We start from the raw sequence: 15140 nt of genomic DNA, 5'->3' as shown, positions 1-15140 counted from the left end.
GAATAGATGAAAACAAGAATCGCCATTATCGAAGACAATAATTTTCTTATCAAAAGTGTTAAGGATAAATTATCATTGTTTGAAAATATACAGATTTCTTTTACGGCAAATGACGGCGTGCAATGTATGGAAAAACTGCAGACAGATAAACGCACCGACCTCATTCTGATGGACATCGAAATGCCCAATCAAAACGGCATCGAAACGACAAAGTTGGTCAAACAAAAATACCCACAGATTAAAATCATTATGCTCACCGTTTTTGACGATGACGAAAATATTTTCAATGCCATACAAGCCGGAGCCGATGGTTATTTGCTGAAAGAAACACCGCCAAAAGAACTTTATGATGCCATTGCACAAACTTTGGAAGGCGGTGCGGTGATGACGCCGTCCATTGCAATGAAAACCTTAAAATTACTGCGTCATCCACTGATCACGCCACCCGAAAATCAAGAGGAAATTACCTTGACTCCTCGGGAAATTGAAGTATTGGAACAGCTTTCCAAAGGACTTCCTTATACCGCCATTGCCGAAAATTTATTTATTTCACCGTCCACCGTTCGGCGGCACACCGAAAATATTTACCAGAAACTGCAAGTGCATTCAAAAATGGAAGCGGTGGAAACGGCAAAGCGAAATCGGTTGATTTGATTATCAGAATTTAATTTGACATGATTGACGATATTTTATACGAAACTTTTAAAATTCTTGATTCTAAAAATTTCACGAAAAGAGGAGTGTTTAGATACAATTGTTTGCAAAATTTACATAAACGAGTGAAGTAGCATTTAAGGATCAACCTAAAAATTCCTACGTTAAAACAAAACTAAATAGCTTTTATTTGCCTGATAATTAGGCTAACTTTATTTCACTACTAACCAAAAAATTAAAATTATGAAAAAGAAGATAGTTTTAGGTGTTGCTTTAGGTTTGTTTTTTACAGCTCAAAATGTGGCGGCAAACGTGATTCCGATTCCAAAATTAATGGAAATTCTACAGAAAGAATATAAAGAAATTACGCCTGCGGAGGTGAATAAAGAGGCGTTGACAAATATTCAGGCGAAGTATGGCGATTACCAGATTACGCAAGCGGCGGTTGCGGCTGACGGCGAATATAAACTGACGCTGAAAAAAGACAATGCGTCCATTACGGCGCTTTTTACCTCAGCGGGAGATTTGATTAAAATTTTGTAGAAAATGGCGACTTGTGATCGCCATTTTTTTAATCTTTAAAATCTACTGAAAGCGAATTAACGCAGTACCGTTGCCCTGTTTTAGTGGGTCCATCATTAAAAACGTGCCCCAAATGACTGCCGCAAGTAGCGCATAAAATTTCGGTGCGAATCATACCGTGAGTGGTGTCGCGCAGGTATTCTACTTTACCAGGAATGCTTTCGTCAAATGAAGGCCAACCACAATGTCCGTCGAACTTGGAATTGCTTTCAAAAAGCGGTTCGCCACAAGCGCCACACACGTAAGTTCCTTTTTCGAAATGTAGATTATATTTACCCGAATGTGGAAATTCGGTGCCTTTTTCGCGCAAAATTTTATAGCGTTCGCTTCCTAATTGCGTTTTCCATTCGGCTTCAGTTTTGTTGATTTTATAGTCCATAATTATTGGTTTTCGGGAATAAATTCTATGGAAACGGAGTTGGTGCAAAAGCGTTTTCCGGTGGTTTCTTTCGGGCCATCGTCAAAAACGTGACCGAGATGTCCGTCGCATTTAGAACATATAACTTCGGTTCTTTCCATGCCAAAAGTTAAATCTTTTTTGTAAATCACGGAACCGCTAATGGCTTGGTCAAATGACGGCCAACCGCAGTCGGAATCAAACTTGGCATCCGAATTAAAAAGTACGTTTCCGCAAGCCGCACAAATGTACTTTCCTTTTTCGAAATGGTCATAATATTTTCCGCTAAACGGGCGTTCTGTTCCTTTTCTGCGTAAAATTTGGTATTGTTCAGCAGTTAATTCTTTTTGCCATTCTTGGTCGGTTTTTACCACTTTTCCTGAAGTATTTTTAGGAGTTTCGGCTTTTTTATCCTGACTTTGGCACGACCAAAAACTACAAATCGCCCAAGTCATCATCAACATTTTTCTCATCATTAATCTTTTAAAAATTCAACCATTTTTTTCAGCACTTTTGTATCGCCTAAAATTTTGCGATGTCCCAAACCTTTGGTAAGGAACAGTTCGCCGTTTTGTAAATTTTTTTCAATATTTATTGCAGCCGTAACCGGAACATCGTAATCATCTTCATCATGCATCACCAGCACGGGAATTTCCACTTTCTTCGCATTTACATACGTGGAATAATCGCTCATGGTTTCGCCAATTTTTTGCTCAAAACTTTCCACCATTTTTTTGGCAACCTTTGGTTGAAGTTGGATTTTTGCCACAAAATCTTCAAAAATATCTTGCACCACATCGCCACTTCCTATGATTACTGCTTTTTTGAGCTGCAAACCTCTGGTCAACGCGTTCATCACGGTCATGCCTCCCAAAGAATGCCCAACGGCAAATTCAAACGGACCAAATTTTTGATCCAATTCCAAAACCGAAGCGATAAATTGTGTCATATCGCTCGATTTTCCCGGAGATTTTCCGTGAGCTGGCGCGTCAAAACTCACCGTTGCGTAACCTAATTTCAATAATTCATCGGCAATTTTTACCAATTGCGTTCCGCGACCCGACCATCCGTGAACCAGCAACACTTTTTTGTCCGATTTTCCGTACTCGTAAACCTTGATTTTTGTGTTTAATTTTTCAACCAAAAAATCAGATTTTACGGCGTTTTCAAACATCTCAAATTCGCGTTTTGGCAATTTGTGTTTGATGGGAGTTGTAAATAATTTTGCCGCAAATTTTACCGCCAATCCGGTTGATAATTGCTCTAAAACCTTCGCCGTTACTAAGATTCCCTTCGGAATCCTGAGCGATTGCTGATGCATTTTTTTGTTGGTCATTACACATAAAAATTTACCGCAAGTTATCACTAATGTAAATTTTTTCTATCTTTATTCGTCATAAAATAAACCTAAAAAATGTGTTTTTTTGGGAGCCAATCGTCAGGCATTTTTTAAACCATTTTCCTGCTTTCGCTTTTATCCACGCCAAAAAAGTTTGTGTTCAGGCTTGGAATATCGGCTCTATCAGGGCTATTGAAATACTTTTGGGATTTTATAATTTTTGGAAAAAGCACCATGAACGAACATCTCATTTTATTGCGAGGCGTCAATGTTTCGGGCAAAAACATCATCAAAATGGAACGTTTGCGCGAAGTTTTAAGTCAAAATGGATTTGAAAATGTAAAAACCTATATTCAAAGTGGGAATATTTTGCTGGAAAGCGACGAAAAAAATCCGGATAAAGTAGCAGCTGAAATCGAACTGTTGATTGCCAAACATTTTGATCTAAGCGTTTCTGCCATTGCGGTAAGCAAAAAAACATTAAAACAAGTGCTGGAAGAAAATCCGTTTCTCGACCAAAATTCGAACTTGAAAAAATGATACGTAGTATTTTTAGCCGTCATTCCTTCGGAAAAAAATAAAACGAAATTGCTGGAAACCAAACTCGAACCCGACAAATTTATAATTGCCGAAAAAATCGTGTACCTCAATTACCACGACACCGCCGGAAATTCGAAACTTTCCAATAAATTAATCGAAAACAAACTCAAAGTCAACGGCACCATGCGAAACTGGAATACGATTCAGAAATTGATGGAGTTGTGATTAAATCCCGCCGAAATTTTTTCGCTTGCTTTCCGCTTCATTCCATAGATAAATAGTCGATCCGATGATTGGAATGATGGCAATTAGTAAGATATAAAATAATTTTACTAAAAAGGATTCATTGCTTTTTGCTAATTTGGCTAAAGCAAAAACGACAAAACTTACATAAGCTACAATTAAAGCGAATAATAATAATGTAGCGAAATTTTCGGTAATGGTAAAATTCATTTGTAAGTCAATTGGTTTGTACAAATATAAAAAATGTGTGTTAAAGTTAATGCAAATTGAAACTGATTTCCAGACCGTTTTTGTAATTTTAGGTTTCACCAATCAACCAAAAAGATAATTATGAAAAGAAATGCAACAGCAGTCTGGGAAGGCTCATTAAAAGAAGGAAACGGAAAAATTTCAACGCAAAGTAACGTGTTGAGCAACACACAATATTCATTTAAAACCAGATTTGAAAATGGTAATGGCACCAATCCTGAGGAATTAATTGCAGCAGCTCACGCAGGTTGTTTTACGATGCAATTAACGGCTTACATTAATGAAGCAGGTTTTGACGTAGCGTCAATTGAAACTAAATGTGATATAGACTTTCAAGACGGAAGCGTGGTAAGTTCGCACTTAAGCGTGATTGCACGTGTTGACGAAATATCTACAGAAAAATTTCAAGAATTGGTTAAAAAAGCCGAAACCAACTGCCCAATTTCAAGATTACTCAATACCGAAATTTCATCTAACGCCACTTTAGTTTTAGCATAAAATTTTTGTACCGAAATAAGAGTCCCATTTTCGCATCCGGAGAGCTGGTTGAGGAAATGGGATTTACGTTTTTATCAATTTACGATAACGATTGATTTTGCCATTTGCTTTGCCTATCTTTGCCAAAACGGATGATTTCTCTCCGAAAGAAGGAATAAATTGAAAAGAATAAAATTTAGTTTTTTATGTCAGTTATCGAAAAAAATAATGCAGCACAAGCCATTGCACTCGAAGAAAAATATGGAGCCCACAATTATCATCCACTTCCGGTGGTGCTGAGCAGGGGAGAAGGCGTGTTTGTTTGGGATGCCGATGGAAAAAAATACTACGATTTTTTATCGGCTTATTCTGCTGTAAATCAAGGACATTGTCATCCAAAAATTGTAAATGCGATGATGGAACAAGCACAAACGTTGACCTTAACTTCCAGAGCTTTTTACAACGATAAATTAGGTGTTTACGAAAAATTTGTAACCGAATATTTTGGTTTTGACAAAGTGTTACCAATGAATACGGGAGCTGAAGCCGTGGAAACTGCTATTAAAATTTGCCGTAAATACGCTTACGAAAAAAATAATATTCCAGAAAACGAAGCTAAAATTATCGTTTGTGAAAATAATTTCCACGGAAGAACCACCACAATTATTTCGTTTTCAAACGATGAAAATGCCCGTAAAAACTTCGGGCCTTATACGGGAGGATTTATCAAAATTGCCTACGATGATTTAAACGCTTTAGAAGAAGTATTAAAAAACGAAAAAAATATTGCCGGATTTTTGGTAGAACCTATTCAGGGTGAAGCCGGAGTTTATGTACCTTCTGAAGGATTTTTGGCGAAAGCCAAATCACTTTGTGAAAAACACAACGTACTTTTTATTGCCGATGAAGTGCAAACCGGAATTGCCAGAACCGGAAAATTACTGGCGGTTCATCATGAAAATGTACAACCCGATATTTTAATTTTAGGTAAAGCACTTTCGGGAGGAGCTTATCCGGTTTCGGCAGTATTGGCAAATGACGACATTATGAACGTGATTAAGCCGGGACAACATGGGTCAACTTTTGGCGGAAATCCTGTAGCAGCCGCGGTTGCTATTGCAGCGTTGGAAGTAGTTCAAGAAGAAAAATTAGCCGAAAATGCGGAATATTTAGGAAATATTTTTAGAGAAAAAATTGACGAATATATCAAAACCAGCAACGTTGCCACTTTGGTTAGAGGGAAAGGTTTGCTAAATGCAATTCTGATTAACGACACGGAAGACAGCGACACTGCTTGGAATATCTGTATGAAATTGTCCGAAAATGGCTTGCTTGCCAAACCTACACACGGAAATATTATTCGTTTTGCGCCACCATTAGTGATGACAGAAGAGCAATTGCTGGATTGTGTGGGAATTATTATTAAAACGTTAAAGGAGTTTGAATAAATAGAATTTTGATAGCAAAAAGCCAGCGAAAACGCTGGCTTTTTTTTATTGTCGTCTAATTTTATTTCTGCCAATTATCTGCTTTAATTTAAGTTTCAAATCTTCTCCGGTGTCAAAAACCATTTGTTCATTGCTTGGAAACGGAACAACGCGGTTATTGAAATATTGAAAATATGATTCGTCTGCAGCACGTTTGTCGCCTTTGTAATTCGAGTAAATATTTTCGAAAATAAATTCGCTTGTCAGCGGAAAACTTGACATAAGCTGGTTGTTTACGTAATCTACATAATCTACTTTGGCCGCAACTTGAACGGCTTTGAACTGGGTAAATTCGTAAATATCGATTTTAACCGTTTTCATATTGTCCACTTTTATCGCGTTACCCAAACTGTCTTTTACAATGTTTCCGTTTTGGTCAAGCAGGTTTTTCACGCCATCTTTAATTTGTTTTTCTTTTACAAATTGCTTTTCGCGAATTTGCTCTGGCGAAATATTTATCTGGCGGAAATTCACAACCACACCATAATCATATTGTCGGTTGCGTTGTTTGGTAGAGTGGTAAACTGTCCATTGGTCATTCAACCCTAAAGTGCTGAAATCCAATAAATCATTTTGTAAATCTCTAGGAATCATCATGTTGGTTTCGTTTTTCAGTAAAACTTCAACATAATCCGTGCCTTTTTCCAAAGCTTGGTTCATTAAATTTTGAACATCTTTGTAATTAGGATTGATTTGATTTAAGTACGACAAATCGTCAAAGGCACGACGAATCACCATCTTGTCATTGGTCATTAAAAGCGCTTTCGCATTATCGTACAAATATTTTGACAATAATTCTTTGCTTTTAATAATTTCGTTTGAATAATCTTCGAAAGGAAAAATGGCGTTTCGGTTTTCTTTTATCAAAAACAATGGCAATAATGGTCGTATTTTTTCCTGACGGTTTTGTAAATTAAGATACGTATTGAAAATTGTTTCAAAATTTCTTGGATTGGCATCTTTTTTCATAAAAGTAACCTCGCGCAAATCACGTTCTTTGGCCTTTGCAAATGCTTCTTCTAACAAATAAACGTATTCTTGCTTGCCTTTTGCATTTTTATTGGAACGTAAATTATTCACGGCTTTGTCAATTGCAGCATCGTAATCACCACTATTGACAAGATTTGTGGTTTGTTTTACCCCACAACTCATCGCAATTAACAATAAAATAAGCGTAATTTTTTTCATAAATTTTTCATATTTCGGCGCAAATATAGATTTTTTATGATTGGCTTTTCGCAAATTAAAGAAAATACACTTGCAACTGTTGCACATTTGCTGGAAATCAAAAAACATTCCAAAGATTTTCACGCAGGCTTTTGAGAAATTTCTCGCAACTTTGTATTTTAAAAATTTATCAAAAATGACTCATAATTATCATATATCAGGCATGACTTGCGAGGCATGCGAAGCCAAAATTGTATATTTATTCAAACAAATTCCTGATGTGCAAAATGTTTCGGTTGACCTTAAAACCGGAATTGTTTCGGTTGAGATGCAAAAACACGTTCCAACTGTAACTTTTCAAGAAGTTTTAACACCTTATCCAAAGTATCGATTATCGGAGCCAAAAGACAAGAATACGGTTTTAGGTAATAGTAATTCACAAAAATCATGGTTAGAAACTTACAAGCCTATTGTATTAATATTTAGCTATATAAGCGTTGTTTCTTTTATCATTACTTTCAATAATTCTGACTTTGAGTGGATGTTGTTTATGAGAAGTTTTATGGCTGGATTTTTTCTGACATTTTCGTTTTTCAAAATGCTCAACCTCAAAGCTTTTGCCGAAAGTTATGCAATGTATGATGTAGTAGCGCAAAAAATTCCGGTTTGGGGTTATGTTTACGCTTTTTTGGAATTAATTCTAGGAATTGCTTTTGCTGTAAATTTCAATCCTTTCGTTACTAATTTAGTGACATTGATTGTAATGACAGTTAGCATTATTGGCGTTTTAAAATCTGTTTTGAATCAAAGAAAAATTCAATGCGCTTGTTTGGGAACTATTTTTAATTTGCCCATGAGTACTGTAACCATCATCGAAGACGCCTTAATGATTTTGATGAGTTTGGCAATGTTGCTAATGCTTTAATGAATATTTTTTGGCAAAGAAATTCTTCTTGAGATTTTTAAATATTCGCTATTAATCAAAATTAATTTGCTTATTTTTGAGCCTTAAAACATCAATAAAATGGCAGAAATAACATTAGGAGGAAATCCTGTTCATACCAATGGCGAGTTACCAAAAGTAGGTACAAAAGCACCAGATTTTAGACTGGTTAATAAAGATTTAGCAGAGGTTTCATTAGCAGATTTTTCAGGTAAAAAACTAGTATTAAATATTTTTCCGAGTGTTGATACGCCAACTTGTGCAGCATCTGTAAGAAATTTCAATAAGCAAGCAAGCGAATTGCAAAACACAACCGTTTTATGTATTTCACGTGATTTACCGTTTGCACAAAAAAGATTTTGTGGAGCGGAAGGATTAGACAACGTAGTCAATCTTTCTGATTTTAAAGACGGAAATTTCGGAAAATCATACGGTTTAGAAATCGCAGATAGTGCTTTGGCTGGATTACATTCAAGAGCAGTTGTGGTTTTAGACGAAAACGGAACTGTTCTTTACAATGAGCAAGTTTCGGAAATTGCCAATGAACCCGATTATAAAAGCGCTTTGGCTGCATTATAATTTTTTTAAATGAAAACCAACGATTCGTTCATTGCCGGAAGATTGAAAAGTGTAAAATATGCTGTGGCTGGTGCAATAAAATTAATCACCACCGAACACAGTATTATGGTGCAATTTTCAATTGGGATTTTAATGACAATCGCTGGTTTTTATTTTCAAATTTCTACAACCGAATGGCTTTTTCAAATCCTTGCCATTGGGCTGGTTTTGAGCATCGAAGGACTTAACACAGCCATAGAAAAAATTGCAGATTTCATTCATCCGGATTATCACAACAAAATTGGATTTATAAAAGACATTGCCGCAGGAGCCGTATTTTTTGCAGCAATTTCGGCAATCATTATCGGATTGCTTATTTATTTGCCAAAAATTTAATTTAGAAAAAAACCATTATTTTTACGCACTAACTTCGGTATAAATGGCCAAAACAACTAAAAATACAAACAAAAAACCCGAATCTGAAACGAAAGAAAAAAAACCGTTTAAATTCAGCAGACAACATAAGGTAATTATTGGTGCATTGCTGGTTTTGTCTTCAATTGCGTTACTTTTAGCATTTATTTCGTTTTTTCTTCACGGACAATTTGATCAAAGTTCAGTTCAAAATTTAACTGACAGATCTGAAAAAGTTCAAAACTGGCTCGGGAAATTTGGTGCTTGGTTGGCCGATTTTTTCTTATATCGCGGTTTTGGCGTAGCTTCGTTTTTAATTGTACGATTGCTTTGTATCACAGGATTGTATTTGGTTTTAGACCTTCCAATTAGAAAACTCAAAAACACTTGGTTTTGGGATTTTTTCGCCATGATGATCATTTCTATTTTGCTCGGATTTTTTGCTGAGTCACTTCCGGAATTAGGAGGTGTGATTGGTTTCGAAATGAATTTGTTCTTGCAAGATTATCTTGGAAAAGCAGGAACCTTACTCTTATTGATTTTCGGGTTGATTATTTACTTGATTTTTAAGTTAAAATTATCTCCTGACGGTATCAAAAACTATTTTGAAAGAAAAAAATTAGCAGCACATCTCAAGGCCGAAGCCGCTGCTATGAATGCACCACAAGAAGTTCGAGAAGTTACAGAAGATTTGCTTGAGGATGATCAAGATGTGGTACGGCAAAATGTGAGTAATGATTTTTATGATGAAACCGAAGACGAAGAAGTGGAAGAACCTTTTTTAAAGCCGGTTTCGCAGTTTGAAATTAATAAAGAAGCGTTAAAACCTACCATTCAAAATGCGTCGAGTATTAAGATGGAAACTGTCGTAAAGCCAGAAGTTCCTCCCGTTCACCATCATGCTCCAGAAATTATCGCTACAGATGATGAGGCTTTTGTGATTGAAAAATTCGCGGACGAAGATACTGTTGTTGAAAATTTGGCAGCAAAATTAGTAGCAGATTTTGGAGAATTTGACCCAACTTTAGATTTATCCAACTATAAATTTCCAACTTTAGATTTACTCAAGGACTACGGTACCGGTGGAATTACCATCAACCAAGAAGAATTGGAAGAAAATAAAAATAGAATTGTAGAAACGCTTCGCAACTATAAAATAGAAATTGCACAAATCAAAGCCACTGTTGGTCCATCAGTAACATTGTATGAAATTGTTCCCGAAGCCGGAATCAGAATTTCAAAAATTAAAAGTTTAGAAGATGATATCGCTTTATCACTTTCGGCTTTGGGAATTCGTATTATTGCCCCAATTCCGGGCAAAGGAACTATTGGAATTGAAGTTCCGAACAAAAATCCAACGATGGTTCCTATGAAAACTGTAATTGGATCGGCAAGATTTCAAGAAGCAGAAATGGAATTGCCAATTGCTTTAGGAAAAACAATTTCGAATGAAACTTTTGTGGCAGATTTGGCAAAAATGCCGCATTTATTAATGGCTGGAGCAACAGGGCAAGGAAAATCAGTTGGGTTAAACGCTGTTTTAACTTCGTTATTATATAAAAAACATCCCGCAGAAGTAAAATTTGTTTTAGTTGATCCGAAAAAAGTAGAATTAACGCTTTTCAATAAAATTGAACGCCATTATTTAGCAAAATTACCCGATGCAGAAGATGCGATTATTACAGATAACACAAAGGTAATCAATACGTTAAATTCTTTATGTGTGGAAATGGACAACCGTTATTCTTTGCTTAAAGATGCAATGGTGCGAAACATTAAAGAATACAACGAAAAATTCCGTAGCCGAAAATTAAATCCAGAATTAGGCCACCGATTTTTGCCTTACATCGTGTTGGTAGTCGATGAGTTTGCCGATTTAATCATGACCGCCGGGAAAGAAGTAGAAACGCCAATTGCTCGTTTGGCACAATTAGCGCGAGCCATTGGGATTCACCTGATTATTGCTACACAAAGACCATCGGTGAATGTAATTACAGGGATTATTAAGGCGAATTTCCCTGCGAGAATAGCATTTAGAGTTACCTCAAAAATTGATTCGAGAACGATTTTAGATACACAAGGAGCCGATCAATTGATTGGTAGAGGAGATTTGCTTTATACTAACGGTAACGACGTCGTTCGTGTTCAATGTGCTTTTGTTGATACGCCAGAAGTGGAAAAAATTACCGAATTTATAGGAAATCAAAAAGCATATCCTGATGCTTATTTGCTACCGGAATACGTTGGCGAAGAAAGTGGCACTAAACTTGATATTGATATTTCCGAAAGAGATTCGATGTTTAGGGAAGCTGCCGAAATTATTGTAACGGCACAACAAGGTTCTGCTTCGCTTTTGCAACGCAAACTAAAATTAGGCTACAACCGTGCTGGTAGGTTGATTGATCAACTAGAAGCCGCCGGAATTGTTGGTCCGTTTGAGGGTAGTAAAGCCCGAAGCGTGAATATTCCTGACTTGGTTTCTCTTGACCAATTTTTCAACAATGAACAAATCGATTAAAATGAACAAGATTTTATTATTTATTTCCGTATTTTTTATAACCTTCAATCTTTCGGCACAAAACAGTCAAAAAGCTAAAAACTTGCTTGATGAAGTTTCTTCCAAAGTGAAAAGCTATCAAAATATTTCGATTGAATTTAAATACGCGATTTCTAATCCAAAGGAAAATTTAAACCGAGAGAGTAAAGGAAATGTGGTGATTCAAGGCAATAAATATGTACTGAATTTTATGGGCGTGACTAAAATGTATGATGGAAAAAAAGTATATAATATTGTTCCGGAAGATGAGGAAATCACGATTTCTAAGTCAGATGAAAACGATGAAAACAGCATTACGCCTTCAAAAATGTTGACTTTTTTCAATACAGGTTACAAATATTCTTGGGATATTTTGCAAAATATAAAAGGACGAAAAATTCAATATGTGAAATTGGTCCCAACCAGCGCAAAAGATGATCGCAAAGAAGTATTTTTGGGAATTGACATCCAAACGAAACACATTTACAATATGATGGAAATAGGCAAAGATGGCTCAAAAATCACTACCACTGTTAATTCTTTTAAAACCAACCAGCCATTATCCAAAAATCAGTTTACCTTTGCCGAAAGTAAATATCCAAATTACTACATCAATAATTTAGACTGATTTTTTACAAGTGAAAATTCTTGACCGGTACATTTTAACCACATTTTTACAAACCCTTGGAACGGTTTTTATCATTCTCTATTTTATATTCATCCTGCAAGGTGTGTGGATGTTTATTGCTGAATTAGCGGGGAAAGACCTAGATTTGTGGGTAATTGCCAAATTCTTATTTTTGTATTCACCAAGGATGATGACTTTGGTTTTACCATTATCAATCTTATTGGCCTCGATAATGACTTTTGGTAATTTTGCCGAAAATTACGAGTTTGCTGCTATGAAATCTTCAGGAATTTCGTTACAGCGTGCCATGAAAAGCCTCATTTTTTTTATATCATTTTTGAGTATCATATCATTTTTCTTTGCTAATAATGTGATTCCTGCTGCTGAGTACGAATTTATAAAATTAAGAGGTGACATCGTACGGACAAAACCTGCTATGGCGATAGCGGAAGGACAATTTAGCGATGTGGTGGATTACAATATTAAAGTGGATAAAAAGTCCGGGGAAAACGGAGAAAAACTCGAAGGAATCACCATTCATAAAAAAGCAGTAAGTGGCGGAAGCAACGTTTTTATAAAAGCTAAAAGTGGACTTTTACTCTCTGACGAAAATTCTCCCATGTTGCAGTTAATTCTTTATGACGGTAATTATTATGAAAATATTATTCCAAAAAAGTACGAACAACGATCAAGGGTACCATTTGTAAAAGCCGCTTTTAAAAAAGACATCATTAACATCGACCTTTCAAAATTAAATACGGAAGATGCAGAAATAGATGTAGCGAATACAAATAATATGTTGAATATAAGTGAGTTGAATTATACGATTGACTCGTTAGAAACAAATTTTGAGAAAGACATTGTTTCCTTTTCAGATAATATTTATATCAGAACCGGAGTATCGGCTTTGCCGAAATTAGAAGATAGTTTGCCAAAGGCAAAAGAACTGCCACAAGATTTATTAAAAATTATTCCAATTGCAAAGCAATCCAATGCGCTGGAAATCGCTAGCAGTAACATTTCGAGTGCTAAATTTTCTATCAATGGGACTAGAGCCGAAATCGAACAAAAGCAAAAAAATATCAATAATCACTGGTTAGCACTTTATGAAAAATTCATGATTGCCTACTCGTGTTTGTTAATGTTTTTTATTGGAGCACCTCTAGGAGCTATCATCCGAAAAGGAGGTTTAGGATTGCCAATTGTATTTGCAGTTCTAATCTTTATCACCTATCATTTCATCAATACTTTCGGAAAAAAATTAGCACAAGAAAATGGGATTCCGCCTATTTTAGGCTCTTGGATGTCTTCTATCGTCCTCACGCCGTTTGCCGTAATGCTTACTTACAGAGCAACCAACGACATTGGGCTAATTAATATGGATGTAGTTTTGATGCCGATAAATAAGGTTATAAAAAAAGTTTTTCGAATCAAATCTAAAACATAATGACTCAAACTGCTACACAACTTAACACCATAGAAGAAGCAATTGAAGATATCCGTCAAGGAAAAATAATCATCGTAGTAGATGATGAAGACCGCGAAAATGAGGGCGATTTTATTGCTGCTGCAGAAATGGTAACACCAGAAATGATTAATTTTATGGCCACTCACGGTCGCGGATTAATTTGTGCGCCATTAACTGAAAAAAGATGCAAAGAATTGAATTTGCATCCGATGGTGACTAATAATACCGTTTTGCACCAAACGGCTTTTACGGTTTCGGTAGATTTAATTGGACATGGTTGTACCACCGGAATTTCTGCCTATGACAGATCTAAAACCATAGAATTTTTAGTAAAAGAAGATACCAAACCGGAAGATTTAGGACGTCCCGGACATATTTTTCCATTGATTGCAAAGCAAGGAGGCGTTTTGAGAAGAACCGGACATACTGAAGCAGCGGTAGATTTTGCGCGTTTGGCAGGTTTACAACCCGCTGGAATTTTGGTAGAAATTTTAAACGAAGACGGTTCGATGGCGAGATTGCCGCAATTGATAGAAGTAGCGAAAAAATTTGACCTTAAAATCGTTTCGATTGAAGATTTAGTGGCATATAGAATGCAGCACGATTCTTTAATTCAGAAAAAAGAAGATTTTGAAATAGAAACAAGATTTGGTAAATTTCGCTTAAGAGCTTACCTTCAAATTACCAACAAACAAGTGCATTTAGCATTAACAAAAGGAAGTTGGAACGCTGGTGATGCTGTTTTAACCAGAATAAATTCCGTTCAAGTTACCAACGATATTTTAGACGCTTTAAGCGGAAATGCCTCTCAAAAGTTAGAATTGATGTTTAATAAAATAAATGAAGAGGGGAGAGGAGCTATACTTTTTATCAACCAAGAAATACCTTCGGCTGAGTTATTAGGAAGAATATCCGAACTTAGATCACTTCAAGACAAAGGAATTTTTAAAACACCACAAGTGAAGATGGATAACAAAGATTTTGGAATTGGGGCGCAAATTTTACATGATATTGATGTGAGTAAAATAAGGTTAATGTCTAATTCACAGCAAACGAAACGAGTGGGAATGATAGGCTACGGATTAGAAATCACGGATTACGTAAATTTTTAATCGAAAAAAATAATTGGTAAACAGAAGAAAATGAAAGGCTTACCAAAGGAATGAGAAAATAGTTTTATTTTTAGTAGAAAAATATTTTGAAACTCGAAAAACCTTGCTATATTTGCACTCGCAATCAGCAAATGATTGCAGACATATTGGAGAAATGGCAGAGTGGTCGATTGCGGCAGTCTTGAAAACTGTTGACTGTAACAGGTCCGGGGGTTCGAATCCCTCTTTCTCCGCCAGCTGAAATGCAAATTGAATTTAAACCCTTAAAATCGTATGATTTTAAGGGTTTTTTCTTTTTATCACATATCAAAATATTCATTCATTCGTGAACCTAAAGGAATAAAAT

18 protein-coding genes and 1 tRNA gene are annotated in these 15140 nt (G+C 35.8%); 14 read left to right on the top strand and 5 right to left on the bottom strand.

Annotated elements, in window-relative coordinates; genetic code table 11:
* The first annotated feature begins 6 nt into the window (after window positions 1-6).
* Both GV828_RS12380 and GV828_RS12375 read left to right on the top strand, forming a co-directional pair.
* Window positions 7-654 (top strand): response regulator, encoded by a 648-nt coding sequence (locus GV828_RS12380; RefSeq protein WP_166537814.1) that lies wholly within the window; start codon window positions 7-9, stop codon window positions 652-654.
* 243 nt (window positions 655-897) lie between these two features.
* Complete coding sequence (locus GV828_RS12375; RefSeq protein ID WP_166537813.1) at window positions 898-1197, top strand: hypothetical protein; 300 nt, start codon at window positions 898-900, stop codon at window positions 1195-1197.
* Window positions 1198-1225: 28 nt separating this feature from the next.
* Here the strand turns inward: GV828_RS12375 and msrB (GV828_RS12370) are convergent, their stop codons facing one another.
* The 3 genes from msrB (GV828_RS12370) to GV828_RS12360 are packed head-to-tail and all read right to left on the bottom strand — an operon-like array spanning window position 1226 to window position 2969.
* Window positions 1226-1615: a peptide-methionine (R)-S-oxide reductase MsrB gene (msrB, locus tag GV828_RS12370; RefSeq protein WP_166537812.1), complete on the bottom strand. Its 390-nt coding sequence runs from the start codon at window positions 1613-1615 to the stop codon at window positions 1226-1228.
* 2 nt (window positions 1616-1617) lie between these two features.
* Window positions 1618-2109: a peptide-methionine (R)-S-oxide reductase MsrB gene (gene msrB / locus GV828_RS12365; RefSeq protein WP_394350658.1), complete on the bottom strand. Its 492-nt coding sequence runs from the start codon at window positions 2107-2109 to the stop codon at window positions 1618-1620.
* Window positions 2109-2969: an alpha/beta hydrolase gene (locus GV828_RS12360; protein WP_166537811.1), complete on the bottom strand. Its 861-nt coding sequence runs from the start codon at window positions 2967-2969 to the stop codon at window positions 2109-2111. The genes msrB (GV828_RS12365) and GV828_RS12360 overlap by 1 nt, the downstream gene beginning before the upstream one ends.
* Before the next feature lie 237 nt (window positions 2970-3206).
* Between GV828_RS12360 and GV828_RS12355 the strand changes: the two genes are divergently transcribed.
* The gene (locus GV828_RS12355; protein WP_166537810.1) at window positions 3207-3512 is read left to right on the top strand and encodes a DUF1697 domain-containing protein; all 306 of its coding nucleotides are present in this window, start codon (window positions 3207-3209) and stop codon (window positions 3510-3512) included.
* A 48-nt stretch (window positions 3513-3560) separates the two neighbouring features.
* Complete coding sequence (locus GV828_RS12350) at window positions 3561-3737, top strand: hypothetical protein (RefSeq protein ID WP_166537809.1); 177 nt, start codon at window positions 3561-3563, stop codon at window positions 3735-3737.
* Here the strand turns inward: GV828_RS12350 and GV828_RS12345 are convergent, their stop codons facing one another.
* Window positions 3738-3965: a hypothetical protein gene (locus GV828_RS12345; RefSeq protein WP_166537808.1), complete on the bottom strand. Its 228-nt coding sequence runs from the start codon at window positions 3963-3965 to the stop codon at window positions 3738-3740. It lies immediately after the preceding gene.
* Window positions 3966-4085: 120 nt separating this feature from the next.
* Here GV828_RS12345 and GV828_RS12340 point away from each other — a divergent pair, with 120 nt between their 5' ends.
* Window positions 4086-4502 carry an OsmC family protein gene (locus GV828_RS12340; RefSeq protein ID WP_166537807.1) on the top strand — a complete coding sequence of 139 codons (417 nt, stop codon included), beginning with the start codon at window positions 4086-4088 and terminating at the stop codon, window positions 4500-4502.
* 185 nt (window positions 4503-4687) lie between these two features.
* The gene (rocD, locus tag GV828_RS12335; protein ID WP_166537806.1) at window positions 4688-5929 is read left to right on the top strand and encodes an ornithine--oxo-acid transaminase; all 1242 of its coding nucleotides are present in this window, start codon (window positions 4688-4690) and stop codon (window positions 5927-5929) included.
* Window positions 5930-5974: 45 nt separating this feature from the next.
* On the opposite strand, the gene GV828_RS12330 is transcribed toward rocD, so the two are convergent.
* A complete protein-coding gene (locus GV828_RS12330) occupies window positions 5975-7156 on the bottom strand; it encodes a hypothetical protein (protein WP_166537805.1) in 1182 nt (393 codons plus the stop codon).
* A 175-nt stretch (window positions 7157-7331) separates the two neighbouring features.
* On the opposite strand from GV828_RS12330, the gene GV828_RS12325 reads away from it, so the two are divergent.
* The 8 genes from GV828_RS12325 (at window position 7332) to GV828_RS12290 (ending at window position 15030) form a co-directional block, all read left to right on the top strand.
* Window positions 7332-8060: a heavy-metal-associated domain-containing protein gene (locus tag GV828_RS12325; protein WP_166537804.1), complete on the top strand. Its 729-nt coding sequence runs from the start codon at window positions 7332-7334 to the stop codon at window positions 8058-8060.
* Window positions 8061-8159: 99 nt separating this feature from the next.
* Window positions 8160-8657, top strand: coding sequence for a thiol peroxidase (gene tpx / locus GV828_RS12320; RefSeq protein WP_166537803.1), 498 nt, complete (start codon window positions 8160-8162; stop codon window positions 8655-8657).
* Window positions 8658-8666: 9 nt separating this feature from the next.
* Window positions 8667-9032, top strand: a complete 366-nt coding sequence (locus GV828_RS12315) for a diacylglycerol kinase family protein (protein WP_166537802.1) — start codon at window positions 8667-8669, stop codon at window positions 9030-9032.
* 43 nt (window positions 9033-9075) lie between these two features.
* Complete coding sequence (locus tag GV828_RS12310) at window positions 9076-11568, top strand: DNA translocase FtsK (RefSeq protein ID WP_166537801.1); 2493 nt, start codon at window positions 9076-9078, stop codon at window positions 11566-11568.
* A gap of 1 nt (window position 11569) precedes the next feature.
* Window positions 11570-12214, top strand: a complete 645-nt coding sequence (locus GV828_RS12305; protein ID WP_235935469.1) for a LolA family protein — start codon at window positions 11570-11572, stop codon at window positions 12212-12214.
* Between the two features lie 10 nt (window positions 12215-12224).
* On the top strand, window positions 12225-13661 hold the full coding sequence (locus GV828_RS12300; protein ID WP_166537799.1) for an LptF/LptG family permease: 1437 nt from the start codon (window positions 12225-12227) through the stop codon (window positions 13659-13661).
* Entirely contained in the window at window positions 13661-14794 is a 1134-nt protein-coding gene (ribB, locus tag GV828_RS12295; protein ID WP_166537798.1) for a 3,4-dihydroxy-2-butanone-4-phosphate synthase, read from the top strand. Before GV828_RS12300 ends, ribB begins: the two co-directional genes overlap by 1 nt.
* Window positions 14795-14942: 148 nt before the next feature.
* Window positions 14943-15030 (top strand) — tRNA-Ser (locus GV828_RS12290).
* Window positions 15031-15140: the final 110 nt, after the last annotated feature.

The sequence above is a fragment of the Flavobacterium ichthyis genome (assembly GCF_009915155.1).
Classification (GTDB): Bacteria; Bacteroidota; Bacteroidia; order Flavobacteriales; family Flavobacteriaceae; genus Flavobacterium; species Flavobacterium ichthyis.
The sequence above is the reverse complement of the archived record's forward strand: the minus strand, read 5'-3'. Positions and strand labels throughout refer to the sequence as shown.